The sequence below is a fragment of the Agrococcus sp. DT81.2 genome (assembly GCF_049844935.1).
Classification (GTDB): domain Bacteria; phylum Actinomycetota; class Actinomycetes; order Actinomycetales; family Microbacteriaceae; genus Agrococcus.
The window spans coordinates 347,855-370,234 of the sequence record NZ_JBNCLZ010000003.1 but is presented as its reverse complement, the minus strand read 5'-3'; the positions used below and the strand labels follow the sequence as shown (position 1 = coordinate 370,234).

The 22,380-nt window shown below is 72.1% G+C and carries 18 protein-coding genes and 1 tRNA gene; 6 read left to right on the top strand and 13 right to left on the bottom strand.

Annotated elements, in window-relative coordinates; genetic code table 11:
- Nucleotides 1-16 precede the first annotated feature (16 nt).
- Together ACLQ21_RS08120 and gndA are read left to right on the top strand one after the other, a co-directional pair.
- Nucleotides 17-1,753 carry a glycoside hydrolase family 3 protein gene (locus ACLQ21_RS08120; RefSeq protein WP_425662743.1) on the top strand — a complete coding sequence of 579 codons (1,737 nt, stop codon included), beginning with the start codon at nucleotides 17-19 and terminating at the stop codon, nucleotides 1,751-1,753.
- A gap of 79 nt (nucleotides 1,754-1,832) precedes the next feature.
- Nucleotides 1,833-3,275 carry an NADP-dependent phosphogluconate dehydrogenase gene (gene gndA, locus ACLQ21_RS08115; RefSeq protein ID WP_425662742.1) on the top strand — a complete coding sequence of 481 codons (1,443 nt, stop codon included), beginning with the start codon at nucleotides 1,833-1,835 and terminating at the stop codon, nucleotides 3,273-3,275.
- Nucleotides 3,276-3,334: 59 nt separating this feature from the next.
- Here the strand turns inward: gndA and ACLQ21_RS08110 are convergent, their stop codons facing one another.
- From ACLQ21_RS08110 to ACLQ21_RS08100, 3 genes are all read right to left on the bottom strand, one after another.
- Nucleotides 3,335-3,988 (bottom strand): hypothetical protein, encoded by a 654-nt coding sequence (locus tag ACLQ21_RS08110; protein WP_425662741.1) that lies wholly within the window; start codon nucleotides 3,986-3,988, stop codon nucleotides 3,335-3,337.
- A 95-nt stretch (nucleotides 3,989-4,083) separates the two neighbouring features.
- Entirely contained in the window at nucleotides 4,084-4,767 is a 684-nt protein-coding gene (locus ACLQ21_RS08105) for a response regulator (protein ID WP_425662740.1), read from the bottom strand.
- Nucleotides 4,764-6,389 carry an ATP-binding protein gene (locus ACLQ21_RS08100; RefSeq protein WP_425662739.1) on the bottom strand — a complete coding sequence of 542 codons (1,626 nt, stop codon included), beginning with the start codon at nucleotides 6,387-6,389 and terminating at the stop codon, nucleotides 4,764-4,766. Before ACLQ21_RS08100 ends, ACLQ21_RS08105 begins: the two co-directional genes overlap by 4 nt.
- 124 nt (nucleotides 6,390-6,513) lie before the next feature.
- On the opposite strand from ACLQ21_RS08100, the gene ACLQ21_RS08095 reads away from it, so the two are divergent.
- The gene (locus tag ACLQ21_RS08095) at nucleotides 6,514-7,893 is read left to right on the top strand and encodes a cation:dicarboxylate symporter family transporter (RefSeq protein WP_425662738.1); all 1,380 of its coding nucleotides are present in this window, start codon (nucleotides 6,514-6,516) and stop codon (nucleotides 7,891-7,893) included.
- Nucleotides 7,894-7,945: 52 nt separating this feature from the next.
- On the opposite strand, the gene ACLQ21_RS08090 is transcribed toward ACLQ21_RS08095, so the two are convergent.
- The 6 genes from ACLQ21_RS08090 to glmU form a co-directional block, all read right to left on the bottom strand.
- Nucleotides 7,946-9,172, bottom strand: a complete 1,227-nt coding sequence (locus ACLQ21_RS08090; protein ID WP_425662737.1) for an APC family permease — start codon at nucleotides 9,170-9,172, stop codon at nucleotides 7,946-7,948.
- Between the two features lie 39 nt (nucleotides 9,173-9,211).
- Nucleotides 9,212-10,333, bottom strand: a complete 1,122-nt coding sequence (locus tag ACLQ21_RS08085; protein WP_425662736.1) for a methyltransferase domain-containing protein — start codon at nucleotides 10,331-10,333, stop codon at nucleotides 9,212-9,214.
- Nucleotides 10,334-10,340: 7 nt separating this feature from the next.
- Nucleotides 10,341-10,796, bottom strand: a complete 456-nt coding sequence (locus tag ACLQ21_RS08080) for a hypothetical protein (RefSeq protein ID WP_425662735.1) — start codon at nucleotides 10,794-10,796, stop codon at nucleotides 10,341-10,343.
- A 53-nt stretch (nucleotides 10,797-10,849) separates the two neighbouring features.
- The gene (locus ACLQ21_RS08075; RefSeq protein ID WP_425662734.1) at nucleotides 10,850-12,079 is read right to left on the bottom strand and encodes a hypothetical protein; all 1,230 of its coding nucleotides are present in this window, start codon (nucleotides 12,077-12,079) and stop codon (nucleotides 10,850-10,852) included.
- Nucleotides 12,080-12,197: 118 nt separating this feature from the next.
- Entirely contained in the window at nucleotides 12,198-13,175 is a 978-nt protein-coding gene (locus ACLQ21_RS08070) for a ribose-phosphate diphosphokinase (protein ID WP_425662733.1), read from the bottom strand.
- 11 nt (nucleotides 13,176-13,186) lie between these two features.
- Nucleotides 13,187-14,629: a bifunctional UDP-N-acetylglucosamine diphosphorylase/glucosamine-1-phosphate N-acetyltransferase GlmU gene (gene glmU, locus ACLQ21_RS08065; protein ID WP_425662732.1), complete on the bottom strand. Its 1,443-nt coding sequence runs from the start codon at nucleotides 14,627-14,629 to the stop codon at nucleotides 13,187-13,189.
- Nucleotides 14,630-14,712: 83 nt separating this feature from the next.
- Between glmU and ACLQ21_RS08060 the strand changes: the two genes are divergently transcribed.
- The 3 genes from ACLQ21_RS08060 to ACLQ21_RS08050 all read left to right on the top strand — a co-directional run bounded on the left by ACLQ21_RS08060 (nucleotide 14,713) and on the right by ACLQ21_RS08050 (nucleotide 16,910).
- Nucleotides 14,713-14,783: transfer RNA gene (locus ACLQ21_RS08060), tRNA-Gln, on the top strand.
- A 208-nt stretch (nucleotides 14,784-14,991) separates the two neighbouring features.
- Entirely contained in the window at nucleotides 14,992-16,374 is a 1,383-nt protein-coding gene (locus tag ACLQ21_RS08055; RefSeq protein ID WP_425662731.1) for a glycosyltransferase family 39 protein, read from the top strand.
- A gap of 44 nt (nucleotides 16,375-16,418) precedes the next feature.
- Entirely contained in the window at nucleotides 16,419-16,910 is a 492-nt protein-coding gene (locus ACLQ21_RS08050) for a MarR family winged helix-turn-helix transcriptional regulator (RefSeq protein WP_425662730.1), read from the top strand.
- A 72-nt stretch (nucleotides 16,911-16,982) separates the two neighbouring features.
- On the opposite strand, the gene ahcY is transcribed toward ACLQ21_RS08050, so the two are convergent.
- From ahcY to ACLQ21_RS08030, 4 genes are all read right to left on the bottom strand, one after another.
- Entirely contained in the window at nucleotides 16,983-18,446 is a 1,464-nt protein-coding gene (gene ahcY / locus ACLQ21_RS08045; RefSeq protein ID WP_425662729.1) for an adenosylhomocysteinase, read from the bottom strand.
- A 22-nt stretch (nucleotides 18,447-18,468) separates the two neighbouring features.
- Nucleotides 18,469-19,887, bottom strand: coding sequence for a sugar nucleotide-binding protein (locus ACLQ21_RS08040; RefSeq protein ID WP_425662910.1), 1,419 nt, complete (start codon nucleotides 19,885-19,887; stop codon nucleotides 18,469-18,471).
- A 25-nt stretch (nucleotides 19,888-19,912) separates the two neighbouring features.
- The gene (gene rfbB, locus ACLQ21_RS08035) at nucleotides 19,913-20,911 is read right to left on the bottom strand and encodes a dTDP-glucose 4,6-dehydratase (protein WP_425662728.1); all 999 of its coding nucleotides are present in this window, start codon (nucleotides 20,909-20,911) and stop codon (nucleotides 19,913-19,915) included.
- Nucleotides 20,912-20,979: 68 nt separating this feature from the next.
- Nucleotides 20,980-22,368: a phosphomannomutase/phosphoglucomutase gene (locus ACLQ21_RS08030; protein WP_425662727.1), complete on the bottom strand. Its 1,389-nt coding sequence runs from the start codon at nucleotides 22,366-22,368 to the stop codon at nucleotides 20,980-20,982.
- Nucleotides 22,369-22,380 lie beyond the last annotated feature (12 nt).

Here is a 22,380-nt window from a genome sequence, read left to right as displayed (position 1 = left end):
CGGGCAAGGAGCCACGATGGCCGATCTCACGGCAGCACCCTTCCACCTCGACGCCGAGGGCGTCGCCTGGGTCGAGGAGACGATCGCGTCGATGAGCGACGAGGAGCGCGTCGGCCAGCTCTTCATCAACCTCAACACGCGCTTCGACGAGGACTACCTCGACCGCGTCGTCGGCACCTACGGCGTCGGGGGCATCCGCTACATGGGCTCCGACTCGACGACCGTGCAGGAGCACATCCGCTACGCGCAGTCGGTCGCGAAGGTGCCGCTGCTCGTCGCCTCCAACCCCGAGATGGGCGGCTTCGGCTCGATCGACGACGGCACGCTCGTCGCCACGCACCTCGCTGCGGGCAGCCACCCCGACGCATCCATCGCCCGGGACCTCGGCAGCGTCGCCGGCCGTGAGACGGCGGCGCTCGGGTGCAACTGGGCGTTCGCGCCGATCGTCGACATCCACCGCAACTGGCGCAACACCGTCGTGAGCACGCGGTCGTTCGGCAACACCGCCGACGTCGTGATCGAGCGCGCCAAGGCCTACTTCGACGGACTGAGCGAGCACGGCTCCGCCTCGGCGATGAAGCACTTCCCCGGCGACGGCATCGACGAGCGCGATCAGCACGTCGTGACGAGCTACAACACCCTCGGTTGGGACGACTGGTGGGCGAGCGACGGCCGCGTCTACCGCGAGATGATCGACCACGGCGTGCAGTCGATCATGGTCGGCCACATCGGTGCCCCCGAGCTCTCGCGCCACCTGCGCCCTGGCATCGCCGACCGCGACATCCTGCCCGCGACGATCGCGCCGGAGCTGCTGCAGGACCTGCTGCGCGGCGAGCTGGGCTTCAACGGCCTGATCCTGACGGATGCGTCGATGATGGTCGGCCTGACGCAGGCGCTGCCGCGGCGCGAGGTCATCGCGGCCACGATCAACGCCGGCTGCGACATGATCCTGTTCTTCCGCGAGGCCGAGGAGGACCTCGCGATCGCGCTCGAGGCGGTGCGGACCGGCGCGATCAGTGCCTCGCGACTGCACGAGGCGCTGCAGCGCATCCTCGGGCTCAAGGCGTCGCTCGGGCTGCACCGCACGCCCCGCGAGGAGCTCGTGCCGCCGCCCGCCGCGCTCGAGGTCATCGGCAGCGACGCGCACCACCGCATCGCCGCCGACATCGCCGACAAGGTCGTCACACTCGTGAAGGACACCGAGGGCAACCTGCCGCTGCGCCCAGAGACGCACCCGCGCATCCGCCTCTACGGCGTCTCCGGGGGCGCGGACTTCACGGGCGTCGCACACGGCTTCGTCGACCTCGCTCGCGAGGAGCTCGAGGAGGCAGGCTTCGAGGTGCACGTCTTCCGCGACGCCGCGCAGCGCGCGGCCGACGGCGAGGAGGGCGTCGCCTTCCACACGGTGATGGCGGATGAGGCGAACAGCGGCTACGCCGAGCGCTACGACGCTGCGATCATCGTCGCGAACGTCGCCGGCTTCGCGCAGGAGGCATCGGTGCGGGTGCGCTGGTCGTCGCCGATGGCGGCCGAGATCCCCTGGTACGTCACCGAGGTGCCGACCGTGCTCCTCTCGCTCTGCCAGCCGAACCACCTCGTCGACATGCCGATGGTGAAGACCGTCGTGCACGCCCACATGCCGAGCCGGGAAGCGATCCACGCGGCCGTCCGGAAGATCACCGGCGAGAGCGAGTTCCAGGGCACGTTCAACGAGAACGTGTGGTGCGAGGGCATCTGGGGCACCCGGCTCTGAGCGCACACCGCACCGCTGCCGCGACGCATCCGTCGCTCGGTAGCCTTGGCATCACCCCGACCCGTCCAGGAGGACCTCTGTGACCACAGCCAACATCGCCGTCGTCGGCCTCGCCGTGATGGGTTCGAACCTCGCACGCAACCTCGCCAGCCGCGAGGGCAACACCGTCGCGGTGTACAACCGCACGACGCAGAAGACGGATGACCTGATCGCCGCGCACCCGGAAGCGGGCTTCGTGAAGGCCGCGACGATGCAGGAGCTCGCCGACTCGCTGCAGAAGCCGCGCACCGCGATCATCATGGTGAAGGCCGGCCGGCCGACCGACGCGGTCATCGACGAGCTCGTCTCGGTGTTCGAGCCGGGCGACATCATCGTCGACGGCGGCAACGCGCTCTTCACCGACACCATCCGGCGTGAGGCGGCCGTGCGCGAGACCGGCATCCACTTCGTCGGCTGCGGCATCTCCGGCGGCGAGGAGGGCGCCCTCAACGGCCCCTCGCTCATGCCCGGCGGCACCGCGGAGTCGTACGCGACGCTCGGGCCCATCCTCACCGGCATCGCGGCGGTCGCCGAGGGCGAGCCGTGCGTCACCCACGTCGGCACCGATGGCGCCGGCCACTTCGTGAAGATGGTGCACAACGGCATCGAGTACGCCGACATGCAGCTCATCGCCGAGGCCTACGACCTCATCCGCCGCGGCACCGGCAAGTCGCCCGCGGAGATCGCCGACGTCTTCGACGAGTGGAACCGCGGCGAGCTCGAGTCGTACCTCATCGAGATCACCGCGGAGGTGCTGCGGCAGGTCGACGCCGCGACGGGCCAGCCGCTCGTCGACGTCATCCTCGACGCCGCGGGCGCGAAGGGCACGGGCGCGTGGACCGTGCAGACGGCGCTCGATCTGGGCGTGCCGGTCTCCGGCATCGCGGAGGCCGTCTTCGCCCGCTCGCTGTCGTCGAGGCTCGCGCAGCGGGCGGCGGCAACCGACCTGCCGGGCCCGTCGTCGCCGTGGCAGGTCGACGACGCGGATGCGTTCATCGAGGACGTCCGCCAGGCGCTGTTCGCGTCGAAGATCGTCGCGTACTCGCAGGGCTTCGACGAGATCGTCGCGGCCGCCGAGGAGCACGGCTGGGACATCAAGAAGGGCGAGGTCGCGCGCATCTGGCGCGCCGGCTGCATCATCCGCGCCCGCTTCCTCAACGACATCACCGACGCCTACGCCGCCGACCCCGACCTGCCCGCGCTCATCGTCGCACCGTACTTCCGCGAGGCCATGGCGACGACGCAGGAGGCGTGGCGCCGAGTGGTCGTCGCGGCCGCGCAGGCGGGCATCCCCTCCCCCGCGTTCTCGTCGAGCCTCGCCTACTACGACGGCCTGCGGGCCGACCGGCTGCCCGCCGCGCTCGTGCAGGGCCAGCGCGACTTCTTCGGCGCGCACACGTACCGGCGCGTCGACCGCGAGGGCACGTTCCACACGCAGTGGTCGGGCGACCGCAGCGAGATCGAGGCCGTCGACACGCACTAACCCCAGGCACGCAGAGGGCCGCTCCCGACGGGAGCGGCCCTCGCACGTCAGCAGTCCCGTCACTGGCTGGCTAAGCGCACGCTCTTCCGACGGCTTCGCCAACTTCTGAAGTCTCCGTCGGCCCGACCCCAGAGGAAAAGCGCGCACACAAGCAGGTCGCCGAACGCACGAAGCAAATACCTGTGTTCGTCGACGGGTCGAATCCAACGGCGCCCTTCGGCTGACCGCAGCAGGACGTAGTTGGCGATGGCGTTCGCGGGCTGGCAGGACACCCGAACTCTCAACTCGCGGCCCGGCGGCACCATCATCGGTTGACCTGTTTCGCTCAGCCATTGGGAGGCGTAGCCGCCCCGACGGTCGACGCAGAAGAACATCGGAGCTCGCACAGGTCGAGGCCCCTGATTCTTCACATGTACGTGGAGCACGTCGCGGCTTGCGCCGCTTGGGAGCACGACCCGCGAGGTGTTCTGCCATGTGACCAGCTCGTCCACGTCACGTCGCCGCGACAGCGCGCGCTCGCGAAAGTAGAGGAATACGCCGAGCAACAGCGCACCAGAAGTGCCGAACGCGCCGACCCAGTCGGCAACAGAGCCCCAGTTCATGTCGCCAAGGTAAACCGAGCCGCTGACGCTGCCATCAGCAGACGATTCTCGCTGCCCGGCGAATGTGGCTCTCAGCGAGGCGGGATGAAGGTTGCGGTCACTATTGGCCATTCACTTGAGCTAACGGCGGGCGTCATGGTTTCGGCAAGCAGCAGTGGCGTCTTCCGAGCGGAACGGGCTATCGCACCGGCGGTGGTAACCGCGACCTATGCGGGCCGCGCGTACTCCAGCTCGGGGCGTCCTCGCGCGCCGTAGCGCGGATGGCGCTCGACGTCCCCCGCGGCCGCGAGGTGCTCCAGGTACCTGCGCGCGGTCACGCGGGAGAGCCCGAGCGCCTCGGCGACCTCCGCGGCCGAGCGCGCCTCGCCGTCTGCGAGGAGCGCCGCGACCGCGTCGAGCGTGTCGGCGGACAGCCCCTTCGCGAGACCCGGTGCGTTGGTCGTGCGCAGCGCGGCGATCGCCCGATCGACCTCCTGCTGCGTGATGCGGCCGGTGCCGTCGACGCGCTCGCGGTAGTCCCGGTAGCGCTCGAGCCGCTCCGCGAGCGCGACGAACGCGAATGGCTTGATGAGGTACTGCACGACCCCGACGGCGATGGCATCGCGCACCGTCTCGAGGCCGCGCTCCGCGGTGACCGCGATCACGTCGACGAGGTGCCCCTCGGCGCGCATGCGGCGGCACACGTCGAGGCCGTGCCCGTCCGGCAGCTGCATGTCCAGCAGCACGAGCTGCATCGGCGCGCCCTTCGCGGCCGCCTCGCGCATCGCCTGCAGCGCGGCCGCAGCGGAGTGCGCGACCGCCGCGACCTCGAAGCCCTGGCAGCGCCGCACGTAGGCGACGTGCGCGGCGGCCGTGCCCCGCTCGTCCTCGACGATGAGCACCCGGATCACCGCTCCTCCTCCGGCCGTGGAACCAGCACGGTGACCACGGCGCCCGCGTCCGCCTCGCCGGCGCGGATCTCGACCGTGCCGCCGAGCCGCTCGACGGTCTCGCGGACGATGCTGAGCCCGAAGCCGCGCCCATGCGGACCCGCCGGCTTCGTCGACCAGCCGGGCACGAACGCGCGCTCGCGCTGCGCCGCCCCGAGCCCCGCGCCGCTGTCGCTCACCTGCAGCACGATCGAGCCCTCGTCCTCGTCGAGGTAGACCTCCACCCACGCCTGCCCCGCGCCCGGCGTCCGCGCGGCGCGCTCCGCGGCGGCGTCGATCGCGTTGTCCACGAGGTTGCCGAGCACGCTCACGAAGTCGACCGGGTCGATCCCGTGCGTGCCGGGCGCCAGGTGCGTCTCGACGTGCATCTCGACGCCCCGCTCGTGCGCCTGCGCGGCCTTGCCGAGCAGGAGCGCCGCGATCACCGGCTCCTCGTCGTCGCCGACCACGCGGTCGGCGAGGCGCTGGCCGAGGTCGCGGCCCGCGGTCGCGACCTCGAGCGCGCGACGCGGCTCGTCGAGCTCGATCAGGGTCGCCACGGTGTGCATGCGATTGCCGAACTCGTGGGTCTGCGCGCGCAGGGCGCTCGCGAGGGTGCGCACCGCGTCGAGCTCGCCCGTCATGCGCTGCAGCTCCGTGCGGTCCCGGATCGTCAGGGTCGTCGTGCCCGGCCTCGCGGTCGGGTGGCGCGCCACGACGAGCCAGCGGCCGCCCACGCGCACCTGCCCGCCCTCACCCTCGAGCAGCGCGCGCACGTCGTGGGGCAGCTGCGCGTCAGTGGGGATCGGCGGCACGCGCTCACCGAGGCCGAGCAGCGCGCGAGCGCGGTCGTTGACGAGCACGACGGCGCCCTCCTCGATGAGCACGAGGCCGTCGTCGACCGAGTGCAGCGCGGCCTCGTGCGCGGCGAAGAGCCGCGCGAGCTCCTCGGGACCGTGCCCGCCGGTCGCGCGGTCGAGCCGTCGGGCGAGCAGCCACGCGGCGAGCGCGGCCACCGCGAGCGTCGCCGCCAGCATGCCGGCGACCGCGAGCAGCCGGGCGACGACGAGCGAGCCGACCCGCTCGATCGTCACGCCCGCTGCGACCAGCCCGATCACCCGGTCGCCCTCGAGCACGGGCGTGACCGCTCGGACCGACGGCCCGAGCGTGCCCTCGAACACCTCGGTGAACGTCGCGCCCTCGAGCGCCGGAGCAGTCGTGCCCAGGAACTCGCGGCCGATCTGCGCCGGGTCGGGGTGCGTGTACCGCGTGCCGTCGGGGTGCATGACGGTGACGAAGTCCAGCCGCGTCGCCGCCCGGACGTCCTCGACGTAGCCCTGCATGGCATCCGTCGCGCCACCGACCGCCGCCTCGCGGTCGGCCGGGTACGCCGCGAACGCGGCGGCGGCAGCCTGCCGCACCGTCGGCGTCGCGGCCATCGCGAGCGCGAGCTCCTGGCTCGCGACCGCCGCCTCGCGCTCGCGCTCGCGCTGCGCGTCGACGGCGAGCAGCCCGAAGGCGACGACCGCGGCGAGCACAAGGATGCCGGCCATCTGGGTGAACACGCGCGTCGCGATGCTCGCCGAGCGCCACCACCCTCGCATCCCCTGCCTCCCCCGTTCGCGCTGTGAACACTATGCACGCAACGGGCCGCCCCGCCCGAACGGGACCCAGTCTGACTGCTCGGAGGCGTCGCGCAGGTGCGATGCCCGATGCGAGGAGCACAGCATGGCGACGAAGCCCGGCACCGCGGACGACCGCACCCTCGGAGCACGGCTCCGCAGGCTCGACAAGACCCATTGGCTCTACATCTCGGTGATCGTCGCCGTGATGCTCGGCGTGATCGTGGGCCTCGTCTCCCCCGAGACCGGCACGGCGCTCGCGCCGATCGGCAAGGGCTTCGTCGCCCTCATCAAGATGATGATCGCGCCGGTCATCTTCTGCACGATCGTCGTCGGCATCGGCTCGATCGCGAAGGCCGCGACGGTCGGCAAGGTCGGCGGGCTCGCGCTCATCTACTTCCTGGCGATGTCGACGTTCGCGCTCGCGATCGGCCTCGTGGTGGGCAACTTCGTGCACCCCGGCGAGGGCCTGAACATCGCGGGGGCCACCTACGAGACCGAGGCTGAGGCGGAGACCACCACCGACTTCCTCCTCGGCATCATCCCCACGACGCTCTTCTCCCCGCTCACGGGCGAGTCGGTGCTCCAGACGCTCTTCGTCGCGCTCCTCATCGGGTTCGCGGTGCAGGCGATGGGTGAGCGCGGTGCGCCGATCCTCACCGTCGTGAAGCACCTGCAGGCGCTCGTCTTCCGGGTGCTGACGATGATCCTGTGGGTCGCGCCGATCGGGGCGTTCGGCGCGATCGCGGGTGTCGTCGGCTCGACCGGGTGGGGCGCCGTCGTGGCGCTCGCGACGCTCATGGTCGGCTTCTACGCCACGTGCGTGCTCTTCATCGTCGTCGTGCTCGGCACGCTGCTGCGGGCGGTCACCGGCGTGAACATCTTCCGCCTGATGCGGTACCTCGGCCGCGAGTACCTGCTCATCGTGGGCACCTCGTCGTCGGAGTCGGCGCTGCCGCGCCTGATCGCGAAGATGGAGCATGCGGGCGTCTCGAAGCCCGTCGTCGGCATCACGGTCCCGACCGGCTACTCGTTCAACCTGGACGGCACGGCGATCTACCTGACCATGGCGTCACTGTTCATCTCCACGGCGATGGGCATGCCGATGTCGATCCCCGAGCAGATCGGCCTGCTCGTCTTCATGATCATCGCCTCGAAGGGCGCCGCCGGTGTCACGGGCGCGGGCCTCGCGACCCTCGCGGGCGGCCTGCAGACGTACCGCCCCGACCTCGTCGACGGCGTCGGCGTCATCGTCGGCATCGACCGGTTCATGTCCGAGGCGCGCGCTCTCACGAACTTCACCGGCAACGCCGTCGCGACGCTGCTCATCGGCACCTGGACGAAGCAGATCGACATGGAACAGGTGCGAGCGGTGCTCGCCGGGGACCGGCCCTTCGACGAGCGCACGATGCTCGCCGACGAGCACGACGCGCTCCCGAGCGCCGCGCCCGACGACCTGCGCGAGCTCGAGCCCGCGCGCCGCTGACGGCGACCCGCACCGCCGACGGCCGGTGCCCGCGAGGAGTGGGTGCCGGCCGTCAGCGGCGCAGCTTCGACCGGGCGGCGAGCCCGAGCGCGAGCCAGGCGGCCGCCGCGAGCACGCCCTGCCACGGCAGCGTCAGCACCACCAGGAGGCAGGCCGCCGCGCCCACCCACGGGAGCCAGGCGGGCAGCCACATGCGCACGCGGCCGTGGCGGCGCATCCGGATCGCCGAGACGTGCGCGACCGCGTAGTACGTGAGCACGCACGTCGACGAGAACGCGACGAGGCTGCCTGCGGGCAGGAGGAGGGCCGCGGCGATCGCCGCGACCGCCGTGGCCGCCTCCGCGACGACCGGGGTGCGCGTGCGGGCGGCGATGGTCGAGAGCGGGCCGGGTAGATCGCGTTCGCGCGCCATCGCGAGGCCCGTGCGGCTGAGCCCCGCGAGGATGCCCATGAGCGAGCCGAGGCACGCGAGGGCCCCGGCGCCGAGCACGACCGCGTGCAGCGCCGGATCCCCGACCAGGTCGGCGAGCGGCGTCGCCGACGACGGCAGGTCCCGACCCAGGCGGGCCGACGTCGCCCAGCCCACGGCCGCGTACAGCGCGAGCACGACGCCGAGCCCCAGCACGATCGCGATCGGCAGCGTGCGGCGCGGCTCGCGCACCTCCTCGCCGAGGGTCGCCATGCGCGCATAGCCGGCGAACGCGAAGAACAGCATGCCGGCAGCGGTGAGCACGGGCACGGCGCGGGCGGCGGGCGCCGCGGCGGTCGACGGTGTGAGCGTCGTGTCGCCGCCCGTCGCCGCCCAGCCGAGGGCGACGAGCACGACGACGAGCACGACGGCGACGATGCCGCTCGAGACCCACGCGGTGACGCGCACGCCGAGCATGTTGAGCGCGGCGAGCACGGCGATCGCCGCCGCCCCTACCCACGCCGCGTGCTCGGGCCAGAGGTGCTGCCCCGCGATCACCGCGATCGCCGCGGCCGAGGCGGTCTTGCCGGTGAGGAACATCCAGCCTGCCGTGAACCCGACCCGCTCCCCCGCCTCCGCGCGGCCGTACGCGTAGGCGCCGCCGGAGACCGGATGCTCCATCGCGAGCTGCGCGGTCGAGAGCGCGTTGAGCACGGCGATGGCCCCCGCGATCGCGACGGCCGCAGGCAGCCACGGGCCGGCGATCGCCGCGGCGGGCGCCCAGACGAAGAAGAGGCCGGCGCCGATCATCGCGCCGAGGCCGATCGCGATCGCGCCCGGCACACCGATGCGCCGCTCCAGCCGAGTCATGCCCTCGACCCTAGGCGGGCCGAGTGAACGGCCGGTGCCTCAGCGGCGCTCGAGCTCGACCAGCACCTCAGCGTGCGCGGTGTGCGGGAACATGTCGAAGACCCGGCCGCGAACGGGTTGCAGGCTCGGCATCGCGGCGAGGTCGCGAGCGAGGCTCGCGGGGTTGCAGCTCGAGTAGACGACCCGGCGCACGGCGCTGCGCTCGAGCCGCGCGGCGAGCTCGCCGATGCCGCGCCGCGGCGGGTTGACGACCACGAGCTCCGGCGCTCCAGCGCCCTCGAGATCGACGCCGGTCGCGTCGCCGACCGTGAACGAGGCATCCGCACCCAGCTCGGCGGCCGTCTCGCGAGCGGCGTCGATCGCCTCCGCCGTCACCTCGACGCCGGCGACGCACCGGCCGGGCCGGGCGGCGTGCAGCGCGAAGCCGCCGACGCCGCAGTAGAGGTCGAGCACGCTCGCCGGGTCGGTCTCGTCGATCCACGCGGTCGCCTGCCGGTAGAGCGCGGCCGCCACAGCGGTGTTCGTCTGGAAGAAGCTGCGCGGCCGCAGCCGCAGCGCGATGCCGTTGACGCGCATCCGCAGCACCCCCGCGCCGGCGAGCAGCAGCTCCTCGTCGCCCTCGAGCACCGCCTTGTGCTCGGGCTGCAGGTTGGCCGAGACGCTCACGAGCGGCAGGGCGTCGAGCAGCCCGAGGTGCTTGCGGATGCGCGGGAGCGCCTCGCTCGAGCGCAGCACGATGCGCAGCGCGAGCTCCCGGTCGGGCGACGCGGTGAGGATGAGGTGCTTCAGCTCGCCGCGCCGGCTCGGCACGTCGTACGGCGTGAGGCGCGCCGCCCGCACGAGCTCCTCGAGCACGGGCATGGCGTCGACGAGCGGCTGCTCGTGCAGCGGGCACGCCTGCAGGTCGATGCCGGTGCCGTCGGCGGCGAGGATGCCGAGCGTCGGCGCGTCGACAATGCCCGCGACGGCCATCTTGGCCTTGTTGCGGAATCCGCCGACGGCGCTCGGGTGCGGCGCATCCCACGCCATCGGCGGCAGCAGCGCCTCGATCCCGGCCTGCTGGTCGGCGAGCTGGATGTCGTAGGGCGTGGCGAGCAGGGTGCACGAGCGGCAGCGCCAGGCGTCGAAGTATGCACAGTCGAGCGCGACGCTCGTCGTCATCGCGTCATCAGCGCTCGTCGGGTGCTCCGCCGCCCTCGATCGGGGCAGGCCCTCCCGCGTCCTCGATCTGCTCGGCGAGGAAGGCGTCGAGGATCTCGCTCCTGAGCGCGTCGACCCGGTCGCGGAGCCGCTTGAGGTCCGCCTTGGGGCTGCCCGGGCCCAGCAGCTCGAGCGCGTGCTCGAGTCCGGTCAGCGAGACCGCCCACTTGTCGGCGCGCACGCGCTCCGCGTGGTCGTCCGCGCTGCGGCGCAGGTACTCGACCTGCTCGCGCATCGCCTTGAGGCTCTGCCGCATCGCGTCGGAGCTCGGGCCGGTGGCGCGGACGAGCCGCTGCACCTCCTGCTGGATCTTGGCCGCGACGTCCGGGTTCTTGCTCAGCCAGGCCCAGACGACGGGTCCGTACTTCGGCGCGTTGGCGCCGATGAACCTCAGCGCGGGAATGAGCCAAGTGGGAATCGCCATGTGCACCTCCGATCGATCGACTCTACCGGTCGGCTACTCGGGGCGCGCGGACTTCACTCGCGGGGGCGGTCAGCCAGCAGCACGGTGTCGCGCACCGCGACGGCGCTCCGGTCCGTCGGCCCGTGCCCGTCCTCCGCAGGAAGCGGGTCGCGCAGCAGCACGGCCTGCACGCGCGCGCGGCGGGCGCGCGACCGCGCGGCTCCGACGCCGCCCATCAGCCAGGCGGCGGCGACGAGGGCGAGCCCCGGCAGCGAGAGCGCCCGGAGCGGCAGGAGATGCTCGACCGCCGCGCTCGACGCGATCCCCGCCATGAACAGCGGCGACCAGCCGTAGGAGGCGACCACCCAGCCGATGACCCCCGTGATCACCGAGGCGCGCTCGAGCGGACCTGCGTCGAGCAGCACGGCATCGACATGCTCGAGCCGCACGCGCTGGCCGCGCTCGAGCGCGCGCACGGTGCGACCGTCGCGGATGGCAGCCCACAGCAGCAGAGCGCCGTGCGCGGCGAACGCGATCGCGACCGGGATGGCGATCACGAGCGCGCCGCTGGCGATCAAGCCGTCGATGGCCTGCTCGCCAGGCTCGTCCCAGGTGCGGCGGTCGGCGAACCGGCCGGGTTGCCGCATGAGCACCCCGCCCAGGAAGACGTAGACGCCGATCTGGCACACGATGGCCGAGATCTCGAGGACGCGGAACCGCCGCTGCTCGTGGGCGCGCGGCACGGGCCGCACGGGAGGCGCCCAGCGCGCGCTCGCGACGCTGAGCCGCTCCTCCCATCGCTGCCTGCCGCGGCCGCGGCCACGACTCCACCGGACGATCACGATGCCGCCGGCGAGCAGCACGGCGGCCACCACCGGCACCAGGATCCGGGCGAGCAGCGCCTCGCGATCGTCAGCAGCGAGCAGCACCCCGATCGGGAGGCAGATGCCGCCGACGATGATGCCGGCGATGCCGGCGGGCATGAGCGCCGGGTGCGGACCGGTCTCCAGCGGTCTGCGCTCGCTGTCGGGGGGCGTCGTGCCCTCCGCCGCGCGCAGCGCATCCCGGAGGAGCAGCGCGCGGTCGGCGGCGATCCGGAGCGGCTCGCCCAGCGCGCACACCAGTACGAGGATGCCCAGGCTCACCACCGAGCCGCGCGCCAGCAGGTCGAAGTCATTGCTGCCGACCACCTCTTCGACCACGATCCAGAGCAGCGTGCCGCCGAGCAGGACGATGGCGGCGGCGTAGCCGGCCGACGCGGTGACGGCACGCGCGCCCTGCACGAGGGCTCGCACGACGCTCATGGGGCTCGGGGTGACCGGCCCTCCGGTTGCGCTGCGCGAGCCGCGGCCCCCGGACCCGCCGTCGGTCGGCCTCGTCGGGTCCGCCCGATGCCAGGTCATGCAGCGGTGACGGAGACGGTCAGGCCGCGCCGTCGAACAGGCTCGTGACGGAGCCGTCCTCGAACACCTCGGTGATCGCGCGCGCGAGCAGCGGCGCGATCGACAGCACGTGCAGCTTCTCGAAGCGCTGCCCGTCGGTGAGCGGCAGGGTGTCGGTGACGACGACCTTGTCGATGAAGTCGGAGTTGAGGATCTGCGGCGCCGGCGTCGAGAAGATCGCGTGGGTGGCGGCGACGACCACGCTCGTGGCGCCCGCCTTCTTCAGGGCCTCGGCCGCCTTCACGATCGTGCGCCCGGTGTCGATCATGTCGTCGACGAGCAGGCAGACGCGCCCTTCGACGGCGCCGACGATCTCGTGCACCGAGACCTGGTTCGGCACCAGCGGGTCGCGGCGCTTGTGGATGATCGCGAGCGGCGCGCCGAGCTTGTCGCTCCAGACGTCGGCGACGCGCACGCGGCCCATGTCGGGCGAGACGACCGTGACGGTGTCGGGATCGAGGGTGGCGCGGAAGTGCTCGAGCAGCACGGGCATCGCGAACAGGTGGTCGAAGGGCCCGTCGAAGAAGCCCTGGATCTGCGACGCGTGGATGTCGATCGACATGATGCGGTCGGCGCCGGCGGTCTTGAAGAGGTCGGCGATCAGCCGCGCCGAGATCGGCTCGCGCCCGCGGCCCTTCTTGTCCTGCCGGGAGTACGGGTAGTACGGCATGACGACGGTGATGCGCTTCGCGGACGCGCGCTTGAGCGCATCCACCATGATGAGCTGCTCCATGATCCACTCGTTCACATGCGCGCCGTACGACTGCATGATGAACGCGTCGGAGCCGCGCACGGAGCCCTCGTAGCGCGCGTAGATCTCGCCGTTCGCGAAGGTGCGGCTGTCCACGTCCATCAGGTCGGCGCCCATCTCGGCGGCCACCGACCTCGCCAGCTCAGGGTGCGACCTGCCCGTCGCCAGCACGAGGTGCTTGCGGTTCTTCGCGACGATCGATCCCACTCGGGTGCCTCCTAGGCGTTCGGTGCTTGCTCGTCAGCCGCCGCTGCCGCGTCGGCTGCACTCGTCCCGGGGCGATTCGTCGCGACCCAGCCCGTCATGTTGCGCTGCGGGGCGACCGTGATCGCCAGCGCTCCCGGCTCGACGTCCTTGCGGACGACCGTGCCTGCACCAGTGTAAGCGCCGTCGCCGATCGTCACCGGGGCGACGAACACGTTGTGGCTGCCGGTGCGCACGTGCGAGCCGACCGTCGTGCGGTGCTTGTGCTGCCCGTCGTAGTTCGCGGTGATGGTGCCGGCGCCGATGTTCGATCCCTCGCCCACGACGGTGTCGCCGATGTACGACAGGTGCGGCACCTTGCTGCCGGCCCCGATCTGCGTGTTCTTCGTCTCGACGAACGTGCCGATCTTGCCGTCCTCGCCGACGACCGAGTTCGGGCGCAGGTAGGCCCAGGGGCCGACGGATGCGCGGGCACCGATGACCGAGAGGGTCGCGTCCGTGCGCTTGACGACTGCATCCTCCCCCACCTCCGTGTCGACGAGGGTCGTGTCCGGGCCGATGGTGGCGCCGGCAGCGATCGCGGTCGCGCCGTGCAGCTGCGTGCCGGGCAGGATCGTGACGTCCTCCGCGAGCGAGACGTCGACGTCGATCCACGTCGACGCGGGGTCGGTGACCGTGACGCCCGCCGCCTGCCAGCGGCGGATGATGCGGTCGTTGAGCTCGTGCGCTGCGGCGGCGAGCTGGATGCGGTCGTTGATGCCCCAGATCGCCCACGTGTCGGCGGCGGGGACGGCCTGGATCCGGCCGCCGGTCGACTGGATGCGCACCGCAGCGTCGGTCAGGTACATCTCGCCCTGCGCGTTGTCGCGGTCGATGCCGCGGAGCGCGTCGCGCAGCGCGGCGGCGTCGAAGACGTAGATGCCGCCGTTGACCTCGTCGATCGCGCGCTCGGCCTCGCTCGCGTCCTTCTGCTCGACGATGCGCACGAACGAGCCTGCCTCGTCGCGCACGATGCGGCCGAGTCCGCTCGGGTCGCCGAGGTGGGCGGACAGCAGCGTCATCTGGTTGCCCTCGCGCTCGTGCCGCTCGATGAGCGCTCGTAGCGTGTCGGCGTCGATGAGCGGCACGTCGCCGGAGAGCACGACGACGTGACCGTCGAAGTCGGCGATCGCCTCGAGCCCCTGCTCGACGGCGCGACCGGTGCCGGGCACGTCGTCCTGGTCGGCGATGCGCACGTGCGGAGCGAACTCCAGCACGGCCTCGGCCATCCGGTCGCGCTCGTGCCGGACGACCGCGACGATCGCCTCGGGGTGCAGCTCGCCCGCCGTGCGCAGCACGTGCGCGATCAGCGGCTTGCCGGCGAGCGGGTGCAGCGGCTTGGGGGTGCGGCTCTTCATGCGCGTGCCTGCGCCTGCGGCGAGCACGATGACGGCGATCGAGGGCACGGGGTCTCCCATCGGATGTGCGGTGGTGCGAGTTCAGGCTATCGGCGTCGGGCGCACGCTCCGCGCGATGGGCGGCAGTACCCTGATGGCTGCGATCCGCCATGGTGTAACGGCAGCACAGCGGCCTTTGGAGCCGTTTGTCCAGGTTCGAATCCTGGTGGCGGAGCAGACGACGACGATTCGTCGTCTGCGACGTCGCCAGTCGCGAGCGCAGCGAGCGAGGGCGGAGCGAACGACGACGATTCGTCACGATCTGGCACACTCAGCGTGTGCAAGAGCAGAACTTTTCCGGGTCGGCATCTGACCTGATCCCGAGATCTGCTGCTCGCGAACTGATCGCCGCGACTCGTAGCTTCGCGCTCCCCCATCAGGCCGTGCTGCACGTGGTGCTCGTCGCCGCGGTCGCCGCCCTGGTCGGCTTCTGGGGGCTGGACCAGGCGAACATCGGTCCCGATGAGCTGATCTATCAGGACGCGGGGCTCAGGTACGTGCTCGGCGACACGACGCCGAACCCCGAGCACCCGCCGGTGGCGAAGTACCTGCTCGGCGTCTGGCAGCTCGTCTTCGGCGCCGGCGTGACGAGCGCGCGCGTGCTCATGGGCGTCGTGCTGGTCGCGACCACGCTCGTCGCGTTCTGCTGGGCCCGAGCGGCCTTCGGCGCGACGGCGGGCGTCGTCGGAGCCATCATGCTCGCCACCACGCATCGCGTCAGCGGCGCGGACTTCATCGACCGGCAGGTGCTGCTCGACCCGTTCAGCGTGCTGTTCGGTCTCAGCGGGCTCGCGCTGCTGTGGCACTGGGAGCGGCAACGGCGGATGGCCGGCGCCCTGGCTGCCGGCGCGCTCCTCGCGCTCGGCATGCTGTCGAAGGCCTCGGCCGCGACGCTGCTGATCGCCGCCCTCGCGTGCGTGCCCTGGCGCGAGCTGGGGCGGCGCGAGGTCTGGGGAGCGATGGTCGCGTTCGCGGCAGCGGGCATCGGGACGTGCTTGCTCGCGTACGCCCCGCTGGGCGGGCTGACCGCTGTGCAAGCGATGCTCGAGTTCCAGGGAGCGCATGCGAGCGCCGGTCATCCGATCGTCGTCGCCGGCGAGACGTTCCTGCACGCCCCCTGGTACGCGCTCGTGTGGTTCGCGGGCGAGGTGGTCGGCTGGCTGGCGCTCGCGGCAGTCGTCGGGTCGGCGCTGATCGCCGCGGGCGTGCGCTGGCGGGATCGCGCGACACGGGTGCTGGTGCTCGCCGCCACCGGGCCGCTCCTCGTGCTGTCGGCGTCTCCGGTCGCGCTCCCCCACTACACGTCCGCGTGGCTCTGGCCGGTGCTGCTGCTGAGCGGGGTGGGCGTCGTGGAGGTGTCGCGGCGTGCCCGCTCGCGGATCGCGCGAGTCGTCGCCGGCGGTCTCGGCGCGCTGCTGCTCGTCGGTCCGTGGACCGGTGTCGCGCACGTCGTGAGCATCGCGCCGACCGGAGTCGCGCGCGTCGACGCCGCCATGGCCGCGGACCCCGCGCCCGACGGGGTGGTGCTGACCGTGCAGCTGTCGCCGTGGATCACGGACCCCAACATCGATGCGGCCGTCACGGAGGACGAGCGTGCGCCCGGGATCACCGCGGTGATCGTGGGCGACGACATCCGCTTCCCGGCCCCTCCGGCGCTCCTCGACGCCGTGGCCGCCGTCGAGGAGCCGCTGGCGCTCGACGGGGTGCTCGTCTACCTGCTCGACGAGGAGCTCTCGACCCTCATCGGCGAAGGCGAGGCGCGCTGACCAGCGGTGCGGTGGAGGGTGGGTCACCGTGCGAGACTGGCGCCATGGCTGAGCTCCGCGGCGACGACGTCGACCGCATCATGGCGCAGTGGATGCGCGTGCGGCCCGACGCGGACGTCTCGCCGCTCGCCGTGCTCAGCCGCATGACGCGCATCTCGCGACAGCTCGGACGCGTGCGCGCCGAGGCGTTCCAGCTCGCCGGGCTCGAGCCGTGGCAGTGGGATGTGCTCGCGGCGCTGCGGCGCGAGAACGGGCCGCTCAGCCCCAAGGACCTCATCGCCCAGACCATGGTGACGAGCGGCACGATGACCAACCGCATCGACAACCTTGTCGCGACCGGCCTCGTCGAGCGCGTCGACGGGTCGTCCGACCGCCGGGTGCGGCTCGTGGGCCTCACGGACGAGGGCATCGACCGCGTCGACGTCGCGCTCGACGCGCTGCTGGAGGCGGAGCGGCGGCTGCTGCGCGGCATCCCCGCCGACGACCAGGCGCGGCTCGCCGAGCTGCTGCGGGTCCTCGCTGACGCGATGGTCTAGCCCCCGAACGACGAACTTCCCCGAACCCCGGGTCGCTCGTCCGGAATCTCGCGGTTCGGGGAAGCTCGACGGTCAGTAGCGGTAGTGCTCCGGCTTGAACGGGCCCTCGACCGGCACGCCGATGTACGCGGCCTGCTCGGGGCGGAGCGTCGTCAGTCGGGCGCCGAGCGCGTCGAGGTGGAGGCGGGCGACCTCCTCGTCGAGCACCTTCGGCAGCCGGAAGACGCCGAGCTCGTAGTCCTTCGTCGCGAGCTCGATCTGCGCGAGCACCTGGTTCGAGAACGAGTTCGACATCACGAACGACGGGTGGCCGGTCGCGTTGCCGAGGTTCATGAGCCTGCCCTCGGAGAGCACGAGGATCGACCGGCCCGACGGCATCCGCCACTCGTGCACCTGCGGCTTGATCTCGATGCGCTCGGCGCCCGAGCGCTCGAGCGCGGCGATGTCGATCTCGTTGTCGAAGTGCCCGACGTTCGCGACGATCGCGAGGTGCTTCATGCCCTGCAGGTGCTCGAGCGTGATGACGTGCTCGTTGCCGGTGGTCGTGACCCAGATGTCGGCCTCGTCGAGCGCATCCTCGACGCGCGCGACGCGGAACCCGTCCATCGCCGCCTGCAGCGCGCAGATCGGATCGACCTCGCTGACGATCACGCGCGCGCCCTGCCCCTTGAGCGCCTCGGCGGCACCCTTGCCCACGTCGCCGTAGCCGACGACGAACGCGGTCTTGCCGCCGATGAGCACGTCGGTGGCGCGGTTGAGGCCGTCGGGCAGCGAGTGGCGGATGCCGTAGCGGTTGTCGAACTTCGACTTGGTGACCGAGTCGTTCACGTTGATCGCGGGGAAGAGCAGCCTGCCGTCGGCGAACAGCTGCTCGAGCCGGTGCACGCCGGTCGTGGTCTCCTCGGTGACGCCGCGCAGCTGCTCGGCGATGCGCGTCCAGCGCTGGGGGTCCTCGCCGAGCGTGCGCGCGATGAGCGCGTCGATGACGCGCAGCTCGTCGGGCGCCCCGTCGGGCGTGACGGGAACTGCGCCGGCGAGCTCGGCGTCACGGCCGCGGTGCACGAGCATGGTGGCGTCGCCGCCGTCGTCGAGGATGAGCGTCGGCCCCTCGGGGAAGTCGAAGATGCGCGTGGTGCATGCCCAGTACTCCTCGAGCGTCTCGCCCTTCCAAGCGAAGACGGGCACGCCGGCGGGGGCGTCGGGGGTGCCGGCGCCGACGACGATCGCCGCCGCCGCCTCGTCCTGCGTCGAGAAGATGTTGCAGCTCGCCCAACGCACGTCGGCGCCGAGCGCGACGAGCGTCTCGATGAGCACCGCGGTCTGCACGGTCATGTGCAGGCTGCCGGCGATGCGCTGGCCCGCGAGCGGCTGCTCGTGGGCGTAGCGCCGGCGCAGCTCCATGAGGCCCGGCATCTCGTGCTCGGCCAGACGGATCTGGTGGCGACCGGCCTCGGCGAGGCCGAGGTCGCGGACCCGGTGGTCGAAGGTGGGAGTCTCAGCGGTGCCGTGCTCGAGGGTGCGGGCGGTGTCGGTCATGCCGACCATCCTCCCACCCCCGTCATCCGCCGGGCAGCGAGCGCACGTACTCCTCGAGCATCGCGAACTGGTCGCGCGGCGCGAAGCCGGTCGCCTCGAGCTTCTCGAGGCGCAGCGCGCTGTGGCGCGGTCGGGGCGCGACGCCCGACTTCGACGCGAAGTAGTCCTCGGTCGACACCGGCGACACCTTCGCCGGATCGCTGCCCGCGAGCTCGAACACCCGACGGGCGATGGTCGCCCAGCTCACCGCGTCGCCGCCGTTCGAGACGTTGTAGAGCCCGTGCGGCGCACCGACCGAGAGCAGGTGGTCGATCGCCCGCGCCAGCTCGCTCGCGAACGTGAGCCTGCCGATCTGGTCGTCGACGACCTGCGGCTCGACGCCCCGGCGGGCGAGCGAGGCCATGGTCGAGACGAAGTTCCTGCCCTCGCCGACCACCCACGACGTGCGGACGATGTAGTGCATCGGTGCCGCGGCGACGGCGAGGTCGCCGGCGGCCTTCGTCTGCGCGTAGACGCCGAGCGGACCCAGCGCGTCCTGCTCGTCGCGCTCCCCCTCGCAGTCGTCGAAGACGTAGTCGCTCGACACGTGCACGAGCGTCAGCCGGTGCTCCGCCGCGACGGCGGCGAGCCTCGCCGGCCCGGTGGCGTTCACCGCCCACGCGTCGCGCCGGCCCTCGGGCGACTCGGCGTCGTCGACGGCGGTGTAGCCCGCGGCGTTCACGATGGTGTCGTACGCGGACCAGCGGATGCCGTCGAGCGAGGCGGGGCGTGCGAGGTCGACCCGGTCGCGACCGACGAAGTCGACGTCGTGGCGATCCGCCCACAGCGCCTGCAGCGCCCGACCGAGCTGACCGTTCGCGCCGATCACGAGCGTGCGGCGCGGCGGCATCGGCGTCACGTCCGCGAGCATCGGGTGCGCGCGGTCCTTGTCGCTCAGCTCCGCCTGCTCGAGCGGGATCGGCCAGGCGATCGCGGCGGTCGGGTCGGCGAGGTTGAGGAACGTGTACTCGCCCTGCGCCTCCGCCGACCAGTGCGCGTTGACGAGGTACGAGTAGGCGGTGTCCTCCTCGAGCGCCTGGAAGGCGTTGCCGACGCCGCGGGGCACGAACACCGCGATCGACGGGTCGATCTCGATGCTGAACGTGGCGCCGAACGACGGCCCCTCCCGCAGGTCGACCCATGCGCCGAACACGCGGCCGGAGGCCACCGAGATGTACTTGTCCCACGGCTCGGCGTGGATGCCGCGCGTGACGCCGGCGGTGGCGTTGAACGAGATGTTGTTCTGCACCGGACCGAAGTCGGGCAGCCCGAGCGCGAGCTGCTTCTCTCGCTGCCAGTTCTCCTTGAACCAGCCGCGGTTGTCGCCGTGCACCGGCAGGTCGATCACCCGGAACCCGGGGATCGGGGTCTCGCGCACCGCGAGCTGCTTGCCCGTCTGCATGGGCTCCGTCGTCACGCGCTCGACCTCACTGCCCGGCCGCGGCGTACTTCGCCTCGGCGTCGGCCTTCTGCTTCCGCCACCACGCCTCGTTCGAGCGGTACCACTCGATGGTGTCGGCGAGGCCGGACTCGAAGTCGGTGAAGGCCGGCTCCCAGCCGAGCTCGTCGCGCAGCTTCGACGCGTCGATCGCGTAGCGGAGGTCGTGACCCGGGCGGTCCTTGACGTGGTCGAACGCGTCGGGCTCCTGGCCCATGAGCCGCAGGATCGCCTGCACGACCTCGAGGTTGTTGCGCTCGCCGTCGGCGCCGATCAGGTAGGTCTCGCCGATGCGGCCCTGCTCGAGGATGCGCAGCACGGCGCTCGAGTGGTCGTCCGCGTGGATCCAGTCGCGCACGTTCTCGCCCGCGCCGTACAGCCGCGGCCGCACCCCGTCGATGACGTTCGTGATCTGGCGCGGGATGAACTTCTCGACGTGCTGCCGCGGGCCGTAGTTGTTGGAGCAGTTCGAGATGGTGGCCTCGAGCCCGAACGAGCGCACCCACGCGCGCACGAGCAGGTCGGAGCCGGCCTTCGTCGACGAGTACGGGCTCGACGGGTTGTAGGGCGTCTCCGGCGTGAACTTCGCGGGGTCGTCGAGCTCGAGGTCGCCGTAGACCTCGTCGGTCGAGATGTGGTGGAAGCGGGTGCCGTGGCGGCGCGCGGCCTCCAGGAGCGTGAACGTGCCGATGAGGTTCGTGTGCACGAAGGGAGCCGGGTCGTCGAGCGAGTTGTCGTTGTGCGACTCCGCGGCGTAGTGCACGACCGCGTCGGCGTCCGCGACGAGCGGGTCGACGACCTCCGCGTCGGCGATGTCGCCGACGACCAGCCGCACGCGATCCTCGGGCAGGCTCGCGAGCGTCTCGCGGTCGCCCGCGTAGGTGAGCTTGTCGAGCACCACCACGTCGTGGTCGGTGTTCGCGACGACGTAGTGGACGAAGTTCGAGCCGATGAAGCCGGCGCCGCCGGTGACGAGGAGCGTGCTCATGGCTCTCAGCGTACTGGGCCGTGCCCGGCGTACCGGCCCAGCACGGCGGCTCGACCGAGCGCGGCACCTCAGGCGCGGATGAGTGCCAGCACCTCGTCGCGGATCGCGACCATCGCGGCCTCGCGCTCCCCCTCGACGTTCAGCCGCAGCAGCGGCTCGGTGTTCGAGGGGCGCACGGAGAACCACCAGGCGCCGTCGGGCGCCGTCACCGTGAGGCCGTCGAGCTCGTCGAACTCCGCCCTTCCCGTGAACGCCTCGACGACGCGCGTGTACGCGGCCGGCACATCGGCGACGGTGGAGTTGATCTCGCCGGAGGACGCGTACGGCGAGTAGCGTGCCGCGAGCTGCGACATCGGCTCGTCGTGCGCGCCGAGCGTCGCGAGCACGTGCATCGCCGCGAGCATGCCGTTGTCGGCGCCCCAGAAGTCGCGGAAGTAGTAGTGCGCGGAGTGCTCGCCGCCGAAGACCGCTCCCGTCTCGGCCATGCGGTCCTTGATGAGCGAGTGCCCGACGCGCGTGCGCACCGGCGTGGCGCCGGCGGCGGCGATCACCTCCGGCACGACGCGGCTCGTGATGAGGTTGTGGATCACCACGACGTCCTGCTCGCCCTCGGCCTGCACGCGGCGGATCTCGCGCTCGGCGACGATCGCCGCGACGGCCGACGGCGAGACCGCGCCGCCGCGCTCGTCGATCACGAAGCAGCGGTCGGCGTCGCCGTCGAAGGCGAGCCCGAGGTCGGCGCCGTGCTCGATGACCGCGGCCTGCAGGTCGACGAGGTTCTTCGGGTCCAGCGGGTTCGCCTCGTGGTTCGGGAACGTGCCGTCGAGCTCGAAGTACATGGGCACGATCTCGAGCGGCAGCTCGCCGAGCCCGGCGGCCCCGCCGAGCACCGCGGGCACCGTCATCCCACCCATGCCGTTGGCGGCATCCACCACGACCTTCAACGGCCGGATCGAGGAGAGGTCGACGAGCGAGCGCAGGTGCGCGGCGTAGTCGGCGAGCACGTCCTGCCGCGTGAGCGCACCGCGCTCGGGCGCCTCGAGGAGCCCTTCGTCGAGGTAGCGCTGCGCGCCGTCGCGGATGGCCGCGAGGCCCGTGTCGAGGCTGACGCCGCGCGCGCCGGCGCGCGAGAACTTGATGCCGTTGTAGGCGGCCGGGTTGTGCGATGCGGTGAACATCATGGCGGGCGCGTCGAGCGTGCCGGAGGCGAAGTAGGTGCCATCGGTCGAGCAGAGGCCGATCAGCACCACGTCGACGCCGCGCGCCTGGACGCCGTCGGCCGCGGCGGCGGCGAGCGCCGGCGACGAGGGCCGCATGTCGTGGCCGATCACGATCGGGGCTTCGCCGCCCACCTCGTCGGCGAACGCGGCGCCGAGCGCGCGCACGACCTCCTCGGTCAGCTGCCCGTCGACGAGGCCTCGCACGTCGTAGGCCTTCACGATGTCGGTCAGCGCCATGGTCCCTCTTCG

Bases quoted from the DNA above. Each gene is read 5' to 3' on its own strand.
- ACLQ21_RS08050 (WP_425662730.1), top strand. From the start codon at position 16,419: ATGGCTGAGCTCCGCGGCGACGACGTCGACCGCATCATGGCGCAGTGG.
- ahcY (WP_425662729.1), bottom strand. From the start codon at position 18,446: ATGACCGACACCGCCCGCACCCTCGAGCACGGCACCGCTGAGACTCCC.
- ACLQ21_RS08075 (WP_425662734.1), bottom strand. From the start codon at position 12,079: ATGAGCGTCGTGCGAGCCCTCGTGCAGGGCGCGCGTGCCGTCACCGCG.
- ACLQ21_RS08080 (WP_425662735.1), bottom strand. From the start codon at position 10,796: ATGGCGATTCCCACTTGGCTCATTCCCGCGCTGAGGTTCATCGGCGCC.
- ACLQ21_RS08040 (WP_425662910.1), bottom strand. From the start codon at position 19,887: ATGCAGACGGGCAAGCAGCTCGCGGTGCGCGAGACCCCGATCCCCGGG.
- ACLQ21_RS08030 (WP_425662727.1), bottom strand. From the start codon at position 22,368: ATGGCGCTGACCGACATCGTGAAGGCCTACGACGTGCGAGGCCTCGTC.
- rfbB (WP_425662728.1), bottom strand. From the start codon at position 20,911: ATGAGCACGCTCCTCGTCACCGGCGGCGCCGGCTTCATCGGCTCGAAC.
- ACLQ21_RS08095 (WP_425662738.1), top strand. From the start codon at position 6,514: ATGGCGACGAAGCCCGGCACCGCGGACGACCGCACCCTCGGAGCACGG.
- ACLQ21_RS08100 (WP_425662739.1), bottom strand. From the start codon at position 6,389: ATGCGAGGGTGGTGGCGCTCGGCGAGCATCGCGACGCGCGTGTTCACC.
- ACLQ21_RS08090 (WP_425662737.1), bottom strand. From the start codon at position 9,172: ATGACTCGGCTGGAGCGGCGCATCGGTGTGCCGGGCGCGATCGCGATC.
- ACLQ21_RS08120 (WP_425662743.1), top strand. From the start codon at position 17: ATGGCCGATCTCACGGCAGCACCCTTCCACCTCGACGCCGAGGGCGTC.
- ACLQ21_RS08085 (WP_425662736.1), bottom strand. From the start codon at position 10,333: ATGACGACGAGCGTCGCGCTCGACTGTGCATACTTCGACGCCTGGCGC.
- glmU (WP_425662732.1), bottom strand. From the start codon at position 14,629: ATGGGAGACCCCGTGCCCTCGATCGCCGTCATCGTGCTCGCCGCAGGC.
- ACLQ21_RS08110 (WP_425662741.1), bottom strand. From the start codon at position 3,988: ATGGCCAATAGTGACCGCAACCTTCATCCCGCCTCGCTGAGAGCCACA.